This window comes from Pantoea agglomerans NBRC 102470 (assembly GCF_001598475.1).
GTDB classification, from domain to species: domain Bacteria; phylum Pseudomonadota; class Gammaproteobacteria; order Enterobacterales; family Enterobacteriaceae; genus Pantoea; species Pantoea agglomerans.
Map to the genome: position 1 here is coordinate 14,106 of NZ_BCZA01000009.1, position 18,105 is coordinate 32,210.

The following is an 18,105-nucleotide window of genomic DNA, read 5'->3' on the forward strand; positions in this document are numbered from 1 at the left end:
CCGGGTTTAAATTGCCACCAGGCCGCGCACACCCTCTGCTTCCATGGTGTCGCCGCGGCCACGCTGCACAATTTCTCCGCGCGACATCACCAGATAGCTGTCCGCCAGCTCCGCCGCGAAGTCATAAAACTGCTCCACCAGCAGGATCGCCATATCTCCCCGCTGTGCCAGCTGGCGGATTACCGCGCCGATCTCTTTGATCACCGAAGGCTGGATCCCTTCGGTCGGCTCATCAAGGATCAACAGCTGGGGCCGACAGGCCAGCGCCCGGCCAATCGCCAGCTGCTGCTGCTGACCGCCAGAGAGGTCGCCGCCCCGGCGTGACTTCATCGCCAGCAGCACCGGAAAGAGCTGGTAGATCTCCTCCGGCACTTCACGCGCCTGCGCAGCCGGAAAGCGTGACAGCCCCATCAGCAGATTCTCTTCCACCGTCAGACGCGGAAAGATTTCCCGCCCCTGGGGCACCCAGGCGATGCCAGCCTGCACCCGCTGGTGCGGCTTGCGGCCATTCATGCGCTGCTGCTGCCAGTGAATCTCGCCCGACTTCGCCGGGATCAGCCCCATCAGGCATTTCAGCAGCGTGGTCTTCCCAACGCCATTGCGCCCCAGCAGACAGGTGATTTCGCCAATCTTTACCTCAAACGACAGGCCGCGCAGAATATGACTGCCGCCATAATATTGATTCAGTTCAGTAACCTGTAACATTTCAGCGCCCCAGATAAACGTCGATAACCTGCTCGTTGGCCTGCACGTCGCGCAGCGAACCCTCGGCCAGCACCTGACCCTGATGCAGCACCGTCACGTGGTCGGCAATGGTTTCGACAAAGCCCATGTCATGCTCCACCACCATCAGCGAATGCTTGCCCGCCAGGCTGCGGAACAGCTCGGCGGTGTAGTCCGTTTCGGCATCGGTCATGCCCGCGGCCGGTTCATCCAGCAGCAGCAGATGCGGCTCCTGCACCAGCAGCATGCCGATCTCCAGAAACTGCTTCTGGCCATGCGACAGCAGGCCCGCGCGACGCTGGCGTTCGCCGCCCAGCCGCAGCAGTTTCAGCACCTCATCAATGCGGTCACGCTGTTCGCCGCTGAGGCGGGCGCGCAGGCTGGCCCAGACCGATTTATCGGCTTTAAGCGCGATCTCCAGATTTTCGAACACGGTTAACGCCTCAAACACCGTGGGCTTCTGGAACTTGCGGCCGATCCCGGCGCGGGCGATCTCCACCGGCGAGAGACGGGTCAGATCGCTGTCCTGGTCGTAGATCACCCGGCCAGCGTCGGGCCGGGTTTTGCCGGTGATCACATCCATCAGCGTGGTTTTGCCCGCACCGTTGGGGCCGATCACGCAGCGCAGTTCCCCGACGCCGATCTGCAGCGAAAGATCGGTCAGCGCCCGGAAGCCTTCAAACGACACGCTGATCTTCTCCAGTTGCAGCACCGGATCGCGCTGCACCCGATGGCGATCCGCCAGTTGAGTTTGGGTAAACAGGGCATCACTCATTTTTTCCTCCGGCGCAGCAGGCCAATCACGCCGTGCGGCAGAAACAGCGTGACCAGGATAAACATCAGCCCCAGGAAAAAGAGCCAGTATTCGGGGAAGGCGACGGTGAAGAAGCTGCGCGCGCCGTTAACAATCGCGGCACCCAGCAGCGGGCCTATCAGCGTGCCGCGTCCGCCCAGCGCCACCCAGATCGCCGCTTCAATCGAATTGGCCGGTGACATCTCACCCGGATTGATAATGCCGACCTGCGGCACATAGAGCGCCCCGGCCAGGCCGCACAGCACGGCGGAGAGCGTCCAGACAAAAAGCTTGAAACCGCGCGGGTCGTAACCACAGAACATCAGACGGTTCTCCGCATCCCGCACCGCAGTCAGCACCCGGCCAAATTTGCTGCGCGCCAGGGCGAAGCCGATCGCCAGGCTCAGCAGCAGCAGCAGCACCGTGGCGATAAACAGCCCGATACGGGTGGGGGTTGCCGTCACCGAAAAGCCGAGCAGGGTGGTAAAGCCGGTAAAGCCATTGTTGCCGCCAAAACCGGTTTCGTTGCGGAAGAACAGCAGCATCCCGGCGTAGGTCAGCGCCTGGGTCATGATGGAGAAGTAGACGCCTTTGATCTTCGAGCGAAAGGCGAAGAAGCCAAAAATCAGCGCCAGCAGGCCCGGCACCAGCATGCTCAGGCAGAGCGCCCAGGCGAAATAGTCGGTGCCGGTCCAGAACCAGGGCAGTTCCCGCCAGGAGAGAAAGGACATAAAGGCGGGTAAACCTTCGCCTGCGGCCTGGCGCATCAGATACATGCCCATGGCATATCCACCCAGGGCGAAAAAGAGGCCGTGGCCCAGCGACAGCAGTCCGGCGTAGCCCCACACCAGATCCAGCGCTACCGCGACCACCGCGTAGCAGAGGATTTTGCCGACCAGCGTCAGGGTATAGGTGGAGATCGCCAGCGGATGCGTAGCGGGCAGCAGGGCCAGAAACGGCATCACCAGGAGCGCCACGGTGATCGCCAGGCCGATGCTGATGGTCAGGCGCGGCGCGGTGCGTGCCACGCGAAGCGTGATGGGTTGCGTCATCAGTCAGTCACCCTTCCTTTAACCGCAAACAGCCCCTGCGGACGTTTCTGAATAAAAAGCACGATAATCACCAGAATCAGGATCTTGCCCAGCACGGCGCCAATCTGCGGCTCCAGCACTTTGTTGAGAATGCCCAGGCTGAACGCGGCAACCACGGTGCCCGCCAGCTGACCGACGCCACCCAGCACCACTACCAGGAACGAGTCGATAATGTAGCCCTGGCCCAGCTCCGGCCCGACGTTACCGAGCTGCGACAGCGCCACGCCGCCCAGCCCGGCAATCCCCGAGCCAAGGCCAAACGCCAGCATATCGACGCGGCCGGTCGGCACGCCGCAGCAATCCGCCATGGCGCGGTTCTGGGTCACGGCGCGCACGTTCATGCCAAGGCGGGTCCGGTTCAGCAGCAGCCAGGTGAGCGCCAGCACAAACACCACAAACAGGATCACCGCGATGCGGTTCCACGGCAGCACCAGATTGGGCAGCAGCTGTAAGCCGCCGGAGAGCCACGCCGGATTCGCCACCTCCAGGTTTTGCGCCCCGAACAGCACCCGCACCAGCTGGATCAGCATCAGGCTGATCCCCCAGGTGGCGAGCAGCGTCTCCAGCGGACGGCCATAGAGATGGCGGATCACCGTGCGTTCCAGCGCCATGCCGATGGCGGCGGTGACCAGAAAGGCGACCGGCAGCGCCAGCAGCGGATACCAGGCTAAATAGTGCGGCGCAAACTGCTGAAACAGGCTCTGTACCCACCAGGTGGCGTAAGCACCGAGCATCAGCATTTCACCGTGCGCCATGTTGATCACCCCGAGCAGGCCATAGGTGATCGCCAGACCCAGCGCGGCCAGCAGCAGGATGGAACCCAGCGACAGGCCGCTGAAGGCCTGCCCCAGCAGATCGCCCCACATCAGCCGCTTCTGAATCTGTTGCAGACTTTCCGCCGCGGCGGCCCGTACCGTGGCGTCCGGCTCATTCGCGGGCTGGGTCAGGCGTTGCAGGCTGGCCTGCGTATTGGGATCGCTGGACTCACCCAGCAGTTTCACCGCCCGCAGGCGCACCATCGGCTCGCCATCTGCCAGTTGCAGGTTCGCCAGCGCCAGCGCGAGTGCGGCATGAACCCGGCTGTCCTGCTCGGCGGCAAAACGCTGCTCCAGCAGCGGCAACTGGTCAGCAACGCCCTCACTTTGCAGCTGCTGCGCTGCGCGCAGACGCAGGGCCGTATCAGTGCTGACAAGCTGGTGGGCGGCCAGCGCGTTGTTAACCAGCACGCGCAGGCGATTGTTCATAAACAGCTTTTTCAGGTTTCCTGTGGGCTGCGCCACCGCATCCAGCGGCTGCAGCGTGGATCCCTGCTGGCTGAACGGCTGTTTATTCTGGTCGATGACCACCGTTTCGGCATGCAGCGCTTCCAGCAGCGGCAGGCGATGGCTGTCCGGTGCGGCGGCCCACTGTTGCAGCAGCGTGGCCTGCTGACTGCGGCTGGCTGCGGCAAAGTCAGCCGCCGGTCCGGCACTGGCCAACAGCGGCATCAGCAGCAGCAGGCTGAAAAAGCAGCGACATAGATTCATAAAAGGAGCCTCGTCAGGGGAGGGCAGCACGGCGGGGTGCCGTGCTGCCGCTTCACAGCGGGTGACGCTGCGTATCAATCAGCAACCCGCGATTACTGCGCGGTCTTCACCGGGTGATCGGGTTTTTTGTCGTTACCGGCAATGTACGGGCTCCACGGCTGCGCGCGTACCGGCTGATCGGTCTGCCACACCACGCTGAACTGGCCGTTCTCTTCCACTTCGCCAATCATGACCGGCTTATGCAGATGATGGTTGGTCTGATCCATGGTCAGGGTAAAGCCATCCGGCGCTTTAAAGGTCTGACCGGCCATCGCCGCCCGCACTTTGTCCACATCCGTGGTGCCCGCTTTTTCCACCGCCTGCGCCCACATATGAATGCCAACATAGGTCGCTTCCATCGGGTCGTTGGTGACGACGGTGGCGGCGTTCGGCAGGTTATGTGCTTTGGCATATGCGCGGTAGTCGGCGACAAACTTCGCGTTGGTCGGATTATCGATAGACTCGAAATAGTTCCAGGCGGCTAACTGACCCACCAGCGGTTTGGTGTCGATGCCGCGCAGCTCCTCTTCGCCCACCGAGAAAGCGACCACCGGAATGTCAGTGGCTTTGATCCCCTGGTTCGCCAGCTCTTTGTAGAACGGCACGTTGGAGTCGCCGTTGATCGTGGAAACCACTGCCGTTTTGCCGCCAGCCGCAAACTTTTTGATGTTGGAGACAATGGTCTGGTAGTCGCTGTAACCAAACGGCGTGTAGACCTCTTCGATATCTTTATCCGCCACGCCTTTGCTGTGCAGGAAGGCGCGCAGGATCTTGTTGGTGGTGCGCGGATAGACATAGTCGGTGCCAAGCAGGAAGAAGCGTTTCGCGCTGCCGCCATCTTCGCTCATCAGATACTCCACGGCCGGAATCGCCTGCTGGTTAGGCGCAGCGCCGGTGTAGAAGACGTTGGGTGACATCTCTTCCCCTTCATACTGCACCGGATAGAACAGCAGGCCGTTCAGCTCTTCAAACACCGGCAGCACCGATTTGCGCGACACCGAGGTCCAGCAGCCAAACACCACCGCCGCCTTATCCTGAGTCAGCAGCTGCCGCGCCTTCTCGGCAAATAGCGGCCAGTTAGAGGCGGGATCGACCACCACCGGCTCCAGCTTTTTCCCCAGCACGCCCCCTTTGGCGTTGATCTCATCGATGGTCATCAGCGCCACATCCTTCAGCGGCGTTTCTGAAATCGCCATGGTGCCGGAGAGCGAATGCATGATCCCCACTTTGATGGTGTCAGCCGCCTGCACACTCCAGGCGAACCCCATGCTGACAACGGTGGCGGAGAGGGCGAAAGCCTTGATCAACGAACGTCTTTTCATCATCTGAAACCCCTGAGTAGTTGTTGTGTTATTCGGTGAGCTGGAGCCGGGCCTGCTGAAGGCGGTGCAGCGTGATCTTTCTGACCTCCGCCTTACTCACGGCGATGTGATCGGTCAGGATGCGTTGCGCCCCGGCGGTCTGCTGCTGAAAAATTGCCTGTAAAATCTGTGCATGTTCCTGATAAGTGGCACAGATGCGATCGTCGCGAGTGAAGTCGAGCCGACGGATAATGCGGATCTTCTCGGTGAGTTCGGCGTGAATGCGTGCCATCTCCGGGTTACCCGCTGCCGCCACCAGCGTCATGTGAAATGCCTCGTCATGCTGCGATACCACCAGGCCCTCTGTAAGCGGCTCCGCCTCGCACCAGAACTGGTTCAGTTCGTTTAACAGCGCGGCACACTGCGGCGCGGGCAGGGCGCAGAGGCGTTTTACCGCCTCGCACTCCAGCACGGTGCGCAGGTCATACAGCGATTCGAACCAGGCGAAATCGAAGTTCTTAATCTGCCAGCCGCTGCGAAACCAGACGTCGACAAAGCCTTCGCGTTCCAGCCGGAACAGCGCCTGACGGACCGGGGTGCGGCTGACCGCCATCCGTCCGGCGATTTCGCTTTCACTGAAGCGATCGCCGGGCATCAGGCGAAAGGCGAAGATATCGTCCTTCAGCGCCTGATAAACCCGTTCCGCCAGCGCTTCCGGGCGGGCTTTAGGGGAGTGGGGTTGCGTTGTCATTACCGCTCCTTATTCCAGCCACAGCAGGTTATCGCCAGGACTGACCGGACGGCCCGCCTGGCAGGCAATCCGCGTCACACGACCGGCCTGCGGGGCGACAATCGCCAGCTCCATCTTCATCGCCTCCACGATAATCAGCGTCTGCCCGGCGCTGACCTCGTCGCCCGGCTGCACCAGCACTTTCCAGATGTTGCCATTGAGATCCGCCTGCACCGGCAGCCCGTTCTCCTCCTCTTCGCTGACGCTGGCGCGCGTTTCATCCTCCGGCGGCGCGTTCTGCTCCTCCTGCGCCCATAGCTGCACTTCCTGTTCAAAGGCGGCGGCCTGGCGCTGGCGGAACGCTGCAATTTCAGCGGCGTGGTCGGCGAGGAACTGCTGATGGGCGGCAAAATCAAACTGCGTCTCTTCAATACGCAGGCTGGCACGGCCTTCGCGGAAATCTTCGCGCAGCTGGGTCAGTTCGGTTTCACTCACCGGATAGAAGCGCACCTGATCGAAGAAGCGCAGCAGCCACGGCGCATCGGTAGCGAACTGCGGATTTTTCAGGAAGGTGTTCCAGATGGGCAGCGTGCGGCCCACCAGCTGATAGCCGCCGGGCGAATCCATGCCGTAGATGCACATGTACATGCCGCCGATCCCTACGGTACCTTCGGCGGTGAAGGTGCGCGCCGGACTGTATTTGGAACTCAGCAGGCGATGGCGTGGATCGATCGGAACGGCACAGGGCGCGCCAAGGTAGACGTCGCCCAGCCCCAGCACCAGATAGCTGGCGTTGAACAGGGTATCGCGCACCTCATCGCGGCTGCTTAAGCCGTTAATCCGCTGGATAAAGTCCACGTTGTTGGGCAGCCAGGGGGCGCTGGCGCGCACCGTCTCCTGATAGCGGCTGACGGCGCCCAGCGTGGCGCTGTCTTCAAATGCCATCGGCATCCACACCACGCGGGAGGGCACTTTCAGCGTGCTGACGTCGCCCAGCGTCGCTTCCAGCGCCAGCAGCAGTGACATCAGCCGGGACTGGTTAATGATGCGGCTGTCGTAGCGCACCTGCAGCGAACGCACGCCAGGCGACAGCTCCTCTACGCCAGGCTCCGCCTGCGCCGTCAGCGCATTCATCAGCAGATGGACACGCAGACGCAGCGCCAGATCCAGTACATTGTCGCCATACTCAATCAGCACATATTTGTCGCCCGCCTGGCGATAGACCACTTTCGGCGTGCTGGTCGTGGCCTCCAGAGCGGCCAGAATCGTGGCGGAGCCGTGGGCGGTTTCGGCCAGTGACGGCACGGCAAACGTGGGCGGATGCTCAGGGCGCAATGTCTCAATCAGATGCATCTGCGCTTTTTCCCGCGCCAGCGCATCGTCTGCGGTGATGGGGTGGAAGCGGATGGTGTCGCCAGGTTTAACCTGGCCCACTTTCCACAGCTCGGCTTTGGCGATGGTCACCGGACAGACAAAGCCGCCGAGGCTTGGGCCGTCGTGCGTCAGGATCACCGGGAAGTCGCCGGTGAAATTGACCGCGCCAATGGCATATTCACAGTCGTGAACGTTGGAGGGATGCAGGCCCGCTTCGCCGCCGTTGGCGCGGGTCCAGGTCGGTTTCGGGCCGACCAGCCGCACGCCGAGGCGGTTGGAGTTGTAGTGCACCTGCCAGTCACTGGCAAAGAACGCATCGATGGCGGCCTGGGTGAAGAAATCCGGTGCGCCGTGCGGGCCGTAGAGCACGCCGATGCGCCACTCGCTGCCGTAGTGCGGAATCAGCGCCGCATCGAGCGGCTGCGGATCGCTGACCGGGGCAGGCGTGGTGCAGGCTGCCCGCTCAGGCTGGGAGATCGCCAGCATATCGGCAACCCGCAGGGTGCGTCCGGCGTGACCGCCAAACTGGCCCAGCGAAAAGGTGCTGCGGCTGCCCAGATACTCCGGCACGTCGAAGCCGTTACGCACGGCCAGATAGCTGCGGCAGCCCGTCCGGGCGCGTCCCAGCGCCAGAGTCTCTCCCGCTTTCACCGCCAGCGGCTGCCAGGTGCTGACCGGTTCGCCCTCCAGCGTGGCGTCGCAGTCAGCACCGGTCAGCGCCACGATGGCATCACAGTGGAAACGCAGCGTCGGCCCCTGCAGGGTAAATTCCAGCCCCGCCGCCGCGTCATGATTACCGACGATGCGGTTAGCCAGCCGGAAAGCGAAGTCATCCATCGGGCCGGAAGGCGGCACGCCGATATCCCAGTAGCCGAGGCGGCCAGGATAGTCCTGAACCGAACTGAAGGTACCGGGTTGCAGCACTTCCACCACGGAGGAGGCAGGCACCACGCTGTCGAGGTAGCGCGTCCAGACGTTGCCGCTGCGAAACGCGTCGCTGGCGGTAATCTGGCGCAGATAGTCGAGGTTGGTGGCGATGCCGTGCAGCTGAGTGGCATCCAGCGCATGGCGAAGTTTTTCCAGCGCCGCATCGCGGGTGTCGGCATGCACGATCAGTTTGGCGATCATCGGATCGTAGAAGCTGGAGACCTCGCTGCCGGTTTCGATGCCGCTGTCGACCCGCACGCCGTCAGGGAAAGTTACGCCGGTTAGCAGGCCGGGGCTGGGCTGAAAGTTCTTGAGTGGATCTTCCGCATAGAGCCGCACTTCAATGGCGGCGCCCTGCGGCGCCTGCTGCAGACGCGACCAGTCAACCGCATCGCCCGCCGCCACCTGCAACATGCACTCCACCAGATCGAGTCCGGTGACGCACTCAGTGACCGGATGCTCCACTTGCAGGCGGGTGTTCACTTCCAGAAAGTAAAAGGCCTGCTGGTCGACGTCGTAGATATACTCTACGGTGCCTGCGCTGCGGTAGTTCACCCGCTCGCCGAGCCGCACCGCTGAGGCGAGCAGGGCATCACGCGTCGCCGGAGACAGACCGGGCGCGGGCGTCTCTTCCACCACCTTTTGATTGCGGCGCTGCAGTGAGCAGTCGCGTTCACCCAGCGCGACCACAGTGCCGTTACCGTCACCAAAAATCTGCACTTCTACGTGGCGGGCGCGATCGATGCAGCGCTCCAGAAACACGCCCGCATCACTGAAGAACTGCTCGCCAAGACGGCGTACGCTCTCCCAGGCGCTGGCGAGCGCTCCGGCGTCGGCGCAGCGCGTCAGACCAATGCCGCCGCCGCCCGCCGTGCTTTTCAGCATCACCGGATAGCCGATCTTATCGGCCGCCTGTATTGCCTCCTCCAGCGACGCAAGCAGCGGTGTGCCTGGCGTCATCGGTACACCTGCACTGGCTGCCAGCTCACGGGCACGGTGCTTAAGGCCGAACTCACCAATCTGCTGCGCGGTGGGGCCGACAAAGGCGATCCCTGCCGCTTCACAGGCTTCGGCAAACGGCTGGCTTTCTGAAAGAAAACCGTAGCCCGGCCAGATAGCCTGGGCGCCGCTCTGCTGAGCCGCCGCCAGAATTTTGTCGATGCGCAGATAGCTGTCGCTGGCTTTATCGCCGCCCAGCGCGATAGCGATATCCGCCTGCTTAACGTGCTGCGCGTTGCGGTCAGCATCTGAATATACCGCGACACTTTTGACGCCCAGGCGCTTCAGCGTCCGAATGGCGCGGCAGGCGATTTCGCCGCGGTTGGCAATCAGTACGGTGGTGAACATGATCAGTGACTCCCCTGTGATGCCAGCCAGTTGCGCCAGCCGCCCGTCTCAGTAATCTCCAGCGCGTTGTTCAGCGCCGCGCCTTCGCAGATAAAGCCTTTCACCACCCGCCCATCCGCCAGCGTCAGACTGCCGATGCCCAGCGGTGCGGGAATCTCGGCCACAAACTCACCAAAGCGCGCCAGCGGGATATCCCACAGCTCCACGGTGATAGCGGCGCCCTGTTCGTCACGCATCAGGCCGGGTTTTTTGATCGCGCCCTCCAGCAGGGCAAACAGGCGATAGTGTGGCGCGGTCTTCGTCTCTTCCACCCAGACGGCATGGCGATCGGTGAGCTGGAAATTAAGCGGCATTCCGGTGAGATGCGCGCCCACTACCGCCAGCCGGACATGGTCGGCGGAGGCGGGCAGGCTGGTGCGCCAGGCAGGGCAGGGCTGGCCGGTCGCGCCCAGCGGCAGAGCAAGCTGCTGCTGCCAGCGAATGCCAAACTCAGCCAGCGCCCGATCGTGCCAGGCGGGCGCAATCAGCGTGATGCCTGCCGGGAGATCGTCATTGCGGAACGGTGCGGGCAGCGCCAGCGCGGCGAGGTCGGCAAGGTTGGTAAAGTTGGTATAGGTGCCGAACTGCGAGTTGAAGTGAATCGGCTCCTGCTTCATCTCCTCCAGGGTATGAATCGTGGGCGAGGTCGGCACCACCAGCGCGTCAAACTGTGCCAGCGTCTGCTGAATCTGACGCGTCAGTTCGGCCCGCAGATACTCCGCCTTATAGGCATCGACTGCGCTGTATTTCAGGCCACTGGCAATAATCTCGTGTACCACCGGGTCCATCTCCGCCGGGCGATCAAGCATCCCGCCCACCGCCGCCGTGCGTTCAGCGACCCAGGCACCGTAGTAGAGCTGTTCAGCCAGCTTCCGGAACGGGGTGAAGTCGACAGGGTGCAGCGTCACGCCACCCGCCTGCAATGCCTCCAGCGCCTGGTCCCAGGCGGCTTCGGCGGCGGCATCATCAAAAAACTCCGGGTTCAAAGGTACAGCAAAATGGGGATGGACGGGCAGGCTGGCCGGTGCGGTGCGCGGATTAATGCGCGAATAGGCGTCACCGGCATCATAGCCACCCATGACGCTGGCGACGCTAAAGGCATCTTCTGCCGTCAGCGCAAACACGGAAATCGTGTCGTTGAGGCGGCAGGCGGGCACCACGCCGCGTGCAGAGAACCAGCCCTTGGTCGGCTTCAGTCCGACAATATTGTTAAAGCCCGCCGGAACGCGGCCCGATCCCGCGGTATCGGTGCCCAGTGAAAAGGCGACCAGCCCGCGCGCCAGCACCGATGCGGAGCCGGAGCTGGAGCCGCCACTGACGTAATCGGCATCAAAGGTGTTACTGACCGCGCCAAACGGGGAGCGGGTGCCCACCAGGCCGGTAGCGAACTGATCGAGGTTGGTTTTGCCGATGACTATCGCGCCGGCGGCTTTCAGCCGGGCGACCGCTACCGCGTCTTCGCTGGCGGTATAGGTAAAGGCGGGGCAGGCGGCGCTGGTCGGCCAGCCCGCCACATCAATGTTGTCTTTGACGGCGAAGGGAACACCAAACAGCGGCAGCGATCCGGGATCGCGCTGATAGTGCGCCAGCAGTGGCTCAATCTGAGCCGCTAACTGCTCCGGTGTCGCCAGATAGATCCAGGCATTATCGTGCGTGTCGAGAGCCGCCAGGTGGGCGCTCAGCAGTGACGTAATCTGTTGCGGCGCCTGCTGATAACGCTGCTGCCAGGCGTGAAGCGTCAGGCCAAAGGTTGAAGTCATACGAAGAATTCCAGCTGGTATACAAGATGGAATTCAACAGAGCAAAGGCTGTGCCACTTTTTTAACGCAATGATTCAACAGTTTAATGCGTTCAGTGATAAGATTTTCTGATGATAATTTGCACAATTACGGCGCGCACGCTGAACGATGACGGTGCGTTTACCTTTCGTATGCGTAAATTTTGTGAAGAACATGGCAAGAGTCCGGTGGCCTGGTTAGCATGAAGACTGTCTGGCAACTCGCCGGCCCCAGCAACAGAGGAGATTTACGTGGTGAAGTGGCGTAACTGGATAATAGGGATCTGCATGGCCGGCACGGCCAGCAGCGCATGGGCCGATTCGCTTGATCAACAACGGCAACGTTATCAACAAATTAAACAGGCCTGGGACAGCAATCAGATGGCCACCGTGGATCAGCTGTTGCCCACGCTACAGGATTATCCGCTCTATCCTTATCTGCAATATCGGCTGCTGGCACAGGATCTCGATCAGGAGACCACCCTGGCGGTACAGAACTTTATTCGCCAGTATCCTACGTTGCCACCCGCGCGTTCGCTCAGCACCCGCTTTATTAATGTGCTGGCTTACCGACAGGACTGGCAGGGTGTGCTGAACTTCAGTCCGACCGAACCTAAGCCGGTGCAGGCACGCTGTAACTGGTATTACGCCAAATGGGCCACCGGTCAGCAGCAGGCCGCGTTTGACGGCGCGAAGCAGATCTGGCTGCGTGGCACGGCGCTGCCCGCGGACTGCGATAAGCTCTTTTCGGTCTGGCAGGCGTCCGGTCAGATTTCGCCAATTACGATCCTGGAGCGTATCCGGCTGGCGATGAAAGCAGGCAACGACAGCCTGGTGAGCTATCTGGCGAAAACGTTGCCAACTGACTATCAGACCATGTCTGACGCGATACAGGCCCTGCAGCAGGATCCGTTAACGGTCAGCACCTTCGCCAGCGCTGTCGGGCCAACCGATTTTACCCGCCAGGCGACGATTTACGCCTTTACGCGTGTGGCGCGGCAGGACATGGAAAATGCCCGCAGCCTGATTCCGATCCTGGTCCGGGCGCAGAAGATGGGGCCGGAGGATGAGCAGGCGCTGAAGGAGATTGTGGTCTGGCGCATGATGGGCAGCGATCTCACTTCTGAGCAGGCACGCTGGCGCGATGCGGTGGTGATGAACAGCGAGTCTACCGCGCTGGTAGAACGCCGGGTACGACTGGCACTCTCTCAGCATGACCGACGCGGCCTTAACACCTGGATCGCTCGTCTGCCGCTGGAAGCCAAAGAGAAAGATGAATGGCAGTACTGGCAGGCCGATCTGCTGTTTGAGAAAGATCGCAAAGAGGAAGCGGAAGAGATCCTGCGCAAACTGATGCAGGCGCGTGGCTTCTATCCAATGGTGGCCGCGCAGCGGCTGGGCGTTGACTACCCGTTGCAGGTGGATGAAGCGCCGAAGCCTGACAGTGCCACGGTGCAGGGACCGGAGCTGGCCCGCGTTCGCGAGCTGATGTACTGGGGTCTGGATAACCTGGCGCGCAGCGAGTGGAGCAATCTCATCGGCAGCCGCACGCACACGCAGCAGCAGATGCTGGCGCGCTACGCCAATGAGCAGGACTGGTGGGATCTCAGCGTGCAGGCGACCATCACGGCCAAAATGTGGGACAGCCTGAAAGAGCGTTTCCCGCTGGCGTGGCAGAGCGTCTATGAGCGCAACACCGCGGTGAAGCAGATCCCGCCAAGCTATGCGATGGCGATTTCGCGTCAGGAGAGCGCCTGGAATCCGAAAGCGCGTTCACCGGTCGGCGCCAGCGGTCTGATGCAGATTATGCCTGCCACGGCGGCGCATACCGTGAAGATGTACAACATCCCTGGCTACAGCAACACCAGCCAGCTGCTCGATCCGGAAACCAATATTCAGATCGGCACCCAGTATCTGGAATATGTCTATCAGCAGTTCAATCAGAACCGGATCTTCGCCTCGGCGGCCTACAATGCTGGGCCGGGCCGGGTGCGAAGCTGGCAGAAAACCAGTGCGGGCAATCTTGATGCCGTCGCGTTTATCGAGACCATCCCGTTCTCTGAAACGCGTGGCTATGTGAAGAATGTGCTGGCGTACGACGCCTACTATCGTCACTTCATGGGCAAGCCTGACAAGATCCTGTCAGATGCTGAGTGGAATCGCCGTTACTAGCTGTGCTAAGCTTCCGTACTCTTTAGCGAGTACGGAAGCCTCTTCATGACCCATTCTGATTCCCCCTCTACCGCTGAGCATCCGGCAGAAGATAGCTGGCAGCGCTTTGTCGTGCTGATGCAGCAGGCCTTTGCTGATGGTCATGCGCTGCCACTGATGCAACTGATGATGACGCCCGACGAGCGGGAAGCGTTCGGCACCCGTCTGCGGATTATCGAAGAGTTAATGAACGGCGAGATGAGCCAGCGCGAACTGAAAAATGAGCTCGGCGTTGGCATTGCGACCATTACCCGTGGCTCGAACAGCCTGAAAGAGGCGCCGCCGGAGCTGAAACGCTGGCTGGAAGCGCGTCTGGGACGCGCCTGATCACTGCTGGTAAAGCGGATGGATGAACGGGCAGAGCGCCAGAATCAGTGCCTGATGATAGACACTGGAGCGGCTGAGCAGGCCGTTTGTGAACGTCCCGATAGCGCCACCCTGGTGTTTAATATTTTCGATGCCGGTTAACCGCGCCATCTCTTCGCCCAGCTCCCGGCCTTCACGCAGACCCGCCAGCACCACCGGCGGCAGGGTGAAACTGGCCGAGCGCGATTCGCCGCGCTGCTTCTGATTTTCTACCACCATCCAGGCAAACGCGCTGTCATCTTCGATGCCCGCCTCAATCGCTACCCAGAACGCCGCTTCTGGCCGGACCTGCCGGGCATTCATCACGCGCTGACGTGCGCCAGTTCGCGTTTCGAGATGGGTTAACGGTTGTGCTGCTACACCGCTATCGACCTCGACCCCTTCAATATGGCAGGATCCCTCGCCGAAAACGTCGTTGAATGCCTGAGCAATCGCATGAATTTTCGCTGGATTGGTGGTGGCTGCGACAACATGGTACATAATTGGTTGAACCCTCAGGTGATTAAGCGCCTGGTCCATCGGGCTGTTTGATTTGTCATTCTGAACCCGGGCAGTGCTCACAATCCTCACGTACTTTCCGTACGCGCCGGTTGTTTCGCGCTCTCCGTGTGCAGACTGACTGCAACAATGACGCCTGATGGGGTAAGCTCTAAAGCGATTTTTGTCGCAGTATAACGGAAACTAACATGCTACAGGTCTATCTTGTTCGTCACGGTGAAACGGTATGGAATGCGGAGCGTCGCATTCAGGGTCAGTCCGACAGTCCGCTGACGGAAAAAGGTGAGCAGCAAGCCTGGCAGGTGGGTGAGCGCGTGAAACATCTGGGCATTACGCACATTATTGCCAGCGATCTGGGGCGTACGCGCCGCACCGCGGAGATTATTGCGGATGCCTGCGGTTGCTCAGTCACGCTTGATCCGCGGTTGCGTGAGCTGAATATGGGGGTGCTGGAGAAGCGTCCGCTGGATGGCTTAACCGCGGAAGAAGAGCAGTGGCGCGCCACGCTGGTCAACGGCACCGAAGGGGGCCGTATTCCTGAAGGGGAGTCGATGACTGAGATGGCGACGCGCATGCACGCCGCGCTGAATGCCTGTCTTGATCTTCCAGCCGGAAGCCGTCCACTGCTCGTCAGTCACGGTATGGCGCTGGGGGCGCTGGTCAGCACGATTCTCGGTCTGCCTGCCTATGCGGAACGTCGTCTGCGTCTGCGTAACTGCTCACTCTCACGTGTTGATTATCAGCAGAGCGCCTGGCTGGCAGAAGGCTGGATTGTCGAGACGGCGGGGGATATTTCCCATCTGGATGCGCCTGCACTCGACGAGCTTCAACGCTGATTTACTTAAGGCTGCCGTCGCGATGACGGCAGCCTTAACGTCAGCTGGCTAGGGTCTGGCGGCGAATGGGAATCAGATATTCGCAACGGATCTCGGTCGGTGGCTCAGCGCGTTTTTTACCGCCATCGGTGTAAAAGCGTTCGATGTCCTGTCCCTGACGGCGGGTCAGCCCCAGCGTCGGCATGCAGGTGCCATAGAGCAGCAGGATAAATTCCTGCAGATTGACGCGCGGGCCGGTATAGGTGAACTGCACGTAGTCGCCCGCTTCCAGAATCACGTTCTGCCCGGAGTGCAGGTTGACCGCGCTGTCAGCAGGCACCGCCGTGGTGTAAAGAATCTCCTGCTCATCATCTTTGTCCTGGCTGGCGCGCACCTGATGCAAGCCATACAGTACCGGCGGCACCGTATCGGTTTCCAGCAGGAACTGCTTCCAGAAGTGCATACGCATCTCGTCGCGGTAGCTGGAAATCTGCTCCAGAATACAGGTGTAGTTCTGGGTTTGTCCTACCAGCACCGTCTCCGGCAGGGTGACGTATGCCGGTTCCGGCTGCGTCTCATCGTCCAGCCGAATAGGGGGACGAATACCGAATGAGTTCCAGTCGGAAGAGCGGCGATACCACGCTGGTGTCTGAGCAAACTGTTTTTTGAATGCGCGAGTAAAAGTCTGTTGTGAATCAAAACGATACTGCAGTGCGATGTCCAGAATCGGGCGGCTGGTCAGGCGCAGCGCCACGGCGGCTTTAGACAGACGACGCGCACGAATATAGGCACCTATTGCGTGTCCGGTTACGTCTTTAAACATCCTCTGTAAATGCCATTTAGAGTAACCGGCTTTCTGGGCAACATTGTCCAGTGAAAGGGGTTGATCCAGATGGCTCTCCAGCCAGACAAGCAAATCGCGAATGATACCGGCTTGGTCCATAAAACATCCTCATACTCTGGTGGTGCAGCTAAACGCATTCGAAGAATATTAGCACTCATTGCTCAAAAGACGTGGGCCGTTTTCCGGGGAAGGTTGTGCTAAATCAGTACGGGCTTCAACCCGTTTTGGTTTGGTCATTAACTCAATTAACAGTACATTACATTCTCATCTATTCCATTTGCAATGGTAACTCCATGACAATATTCCGACTTATGATCGCTGCGCTGACCACGCTGACCTTTTCCAGCCCGCTGTTTGCCGAACAGATTGGCTCTGTTGATACGGTATTCAAGATATTCGGGCCTGACCACAAGATTGTCGTTGAGGCTTTCGATGATCCGGACGTTAAAAATGTAACCTGTTATATCAGCCGGGCGAAAACCGGGGGTATTAAAGGCGGACTGGGTCTGGCAGAAGATACCTCTGATGCCGCGATTTCCTGTCAGCAGGTGGGTCCGGTCGAACTGAGTGATAAAATCGCGCAGGGCAAAGCAGAGGGTGAAGTGGTATTCCGCCAGCGCACCTCATTGATCTTCAAGAAGTTGCAGGTTGTACGCTTCTTCGACAAAAAGCGCAACGCCCTGGTCTATCTGACCTATTCCGATAAAGTGGTTGATGGCTCACCGAAAAATGCGATTAGCGCTGTGCCAATTATGCCGTGGCACTGATTATGCCGTCACGCTAAGGACAAAAAAAACGCCCGCAGGGGCGTTTTTTATTTGCCGCGTCTGACAGGGGCTTAATCCTGCAGGTCACCGCAGAAGCGATAACCTTCACCATGAATGGTGGCGATGATCTCTGGCGTGTCCGGCGTTGATTCGAAATGCTTACGAATACGACGAATGGTGACATCAACGGTGCGATCGTGTGGCTTGAGGTCGCGGCCGGTCATTTTTTTCAGCAGATCGGCACGGGTCTGAATTTTGCCCGGGTTTTCGCAGAAGTGCAGCATGGCGCGGAACTCACTGCGTGGCAGTTTATAGTGCTCGCCGTTCGGGTTGATCAGTGAGCGGCTGTTGATATCCAGCTCCCAACCGTTGAACTTGTAGCTCTCTACCTGACGACGCTCTTCGCCTGGCATGGCCAGATTCATGGTGCGCGACAGCAGGTTGCGGGCACGAATAGTCAGCTCACGCGGATTAAACGGTTTGGTGATGTAGTCGTCAGCGCCAATTTCCAGACCAAGAATTTTATCGACTTCGTTGTCACGACCGGTCAGGAACATCAGGGCGACATTGGCCTGCTCACGCAGTTCACGGGCCAGCAACAGGCCGTTTTTACCGGGCAGGTTGATGTCCATGATGACCAGGTTAACGTCATTGTCGGTCAGCACCTGATGCATTTCAGCACCATCAGTCGCCTCATACACCACATAACCTTCCGCCTCAAAAATACTCTTGAGGGTATTACGCGTGACCAGTTCGTCTTCAACGATAAGAATGTGCGGGGTCTGCATGTTTAGCTACCTAAAATTTGCCAACAAATTGAAAACAGGGCGTACAGCGGTATGGCGTTCTCCATCATCGAGAGCGGCGGGCCGCGCTGAACCGTTGTACGAAATCATATTTTGATAAGCCATCTATCAACGTCAACAACAGTATTAGC

At 60.2% G+C, this 18,105-nt stretch carries 15 protein-coding genes; 4 read left to right on the forward strand and 11 right to left on the reverse strand.

Annotation, left to right across the window (positions count from 1 at the left end; genetic code table 11):
* Positions 1 to 6: 6 nt before the first annotated feature.
* The 8 genes from urtE to atzF form a co-directional block, all read right to left on the reverse strand.
* Positions 7 to 705 (reverse strand): urea ABC transporter ATP-binding subunit UrtE, encoded by a 699-nt coding sequence (gene urtE, locus PAG01S_RS17255; protein ID WP_010253632.1) that lies wholly within the window; start codon positions 703 to 705, stop codon positions 7 to 9.
* A gap of 1 nt (position 706) precedes the next feature.
* Complete coding sequence (gene urtD, locus PAG01S_RS17260) at positions 707 to 1,498, reverse strand: urea ABC transporter ATP-binding protein UrtD (protein WP_010671705.1); 792 nt, start codon at positions 1,496 to 1,498, stop codon at positions 707 to 709.
* Positions 1,495 to 2,568, reverse strand: a complete 1,074-nt coding sequence (urtC, locus tag PAG01S_RS17265; protein WP_010671704.1) for an urea ABC transporter permease subunit UrtC — start codon at positions 2,566 to 2,568, stop codon at positions 1,495 to 1,497. Before urtC ends, urtD begins: the two co-directional genes overlap by 4 nt.
* A complete protein-coding gene (urtB, locus tag PAG01S_RS17270; RefSeq protein WP_010253640.1) occupies positions 2,568 to 4,133 on the reverse strand; it encodes an urea ABC transporter permease subunit UrtB in 1,566 nt (521 codons plus the stop codon). Before urtB ends, urtC begins: the two co-directional genes overlap by 1 nt.
* Positions 4,134 to 4,225: 92 nt before the next feature.
* Complete coding sequence (urtA, locus tag PAG01S_RS17275; RefSeq protein WP_033756912.1) at positions 4,226 to 5,494, reverse strand: urea ABC transporter substrate-binding protein; 1,269 nt, start codon at positions 5,492 to 5,494, stop codon at positions 4,226 to 4,228.
* 28 nt (positions 5,495 to 5,522) lie between these two features.
* Positions 5,523 to 6,224, reverse strand: a complete 702-nt coding sequence (locus PAG01S_RS17280) for a GntR family transcriptional regulator (protein ID WP_010671701.1) — start codon at positions 6,222 to 6,224, stop codon at positions 5,523 to 5,525.
* Positions 6,225 to 6,233: 9 nt separating this feature from the next.
* On the reverse strand, positions 6,234 to 9,851 hold the full coding sequence (gene uca / locus PAG01S_RS17285; protein WP_062759468.1) for an urea carboxylase: 3,618 nt from the start codon (positions 9,849 to 9,851) through the stop codon (positions 6,234 to 6,236).
* Positions 9,852 to 9,853: 2 nt separating this feature from the next.
* Positions 9,854 to 11,650 carry an allophanate hydrolase gene (atzF, locus tag PAG01S_RS17290; RefSeq protein ID WP_062759469.1) on the reverse strand — a complete coding sequence of 599 codons (1,797 nt, stop codon included), beginning with the start codon at positions 11,648 to 11,650 and terminating at the stop codon, positions 9,854 to 9,856.
* A 269-nt stretch (positions 11,651 to 11,919) separates the two neighbouring features.
* Here atzF and sltY point away from each other — a divergent pair, with 269 nt between their 5' ends.
* Positions 11,920 to 13,839, forward strand: coding sequence for a murein transglycosylase (sltY, locus tag PAG01S_RS17295; RefSeq protein WP_033756501.1), 1,920 nt, complete (start codon positions 11,920 to 11,922; stop codon positions 13,837 to 13,839).
* 45 nt (positions 13,840 to 13,884) lie between these two features.
* On the forward strand, positions 13,885 to 14,205 hold the full coding sequence (gene trpR, locus PAG01S_RS17300) for a trp operon repressor (RefSeq protein ID WP_062759470.1): 321 nt from the start codon (positions 13,885 to 13,887) through the stop codon (positions 14,203 to 14,205).
* Here trpR and yjjX read toward each other — a convergent pair whose 3' ends face one another.
* The gene (yjjX, locus tag PAG01S_RS17305; protein ID WP_062759471.1) at positions 14,206 to 14,724 is read right to left on the reverse strand and encodes an inosine/xanthosine triphosphatase; all 519 of its coding nucleotides are present in this window, start codon (positions 14,722 to 14,724) and stop codon (positions 14,206 to 14,208) included. It abuts the gene before it with no gap.
* 206 nt (positions 14,725 to 14,930) lie between these two features.
* On the opposite strand from yjjX, the gene gpmB reads away from it, so the two are divergent.
* Positions 14,931 to 15,578 carry a 2,3-diphosphoglycerate-dependent phosphoglycerate mutase GpmB gene (gpmB, locus tag PAG01S_RS17310; protein ID WP_010253664.1) on the forward strand — a complete coding sequence of 216 codons (648 nt, stop codon included), beginning with the start codon at positions 14,931 to 14,933 and terminating at the stop codon, positions 15,576 to 15,578.
* 40 nt (positions 15,579 to 15,618) lie between these two features.
* On the opposite strand, the gene robA is transcribed toward gpmB, so the two are convergent.
* Complete coding sequence (robA, locus tag PAG01S_RS17315) at positions 15,619 to 16,500, reverse strand: MDR efflux pump AcrAB transcriptional activator RobA (protein WP_062759472.1); 882 nt, start codon at positions 16,498 to 16,500, stop codon at positions 15,619 to 15,621.
* Positions 16,501 to 16,694: 194 nt separating this feature from the next.
* Between robA and creA the strand changes: the two genes are divergently transcribed.
* Positions 16,695 to 17,168, forward strand: coding sequence for a protein CreA (creA, locus tag PAG01S_RS17320; protein WP_010253671.1), 474 nt, complete (start codon positions 16,695 to 16,697; stop codon positions 17,166 to 17,168).
* Between the two features lie 71 nt (positions 17,169 to 17,239).
* Here creA and arcA read toward each other — a convergent pair whose 3' ends face one another.
* Positions 17,240 to 17,956 (reverse strand): two-component system response regulator ArcA, encoded by a 717-nt coding sequence (arcA, locus tag PAG01S_RS17325; protein ID WP_010253677.1) that lies wholly within the window; start codon positions 17,954 to 17,956, stop codon positions 17,240 to 17,242.
* Positions 17,957 to 18,105: the final 149 nt, after the last annotated feature.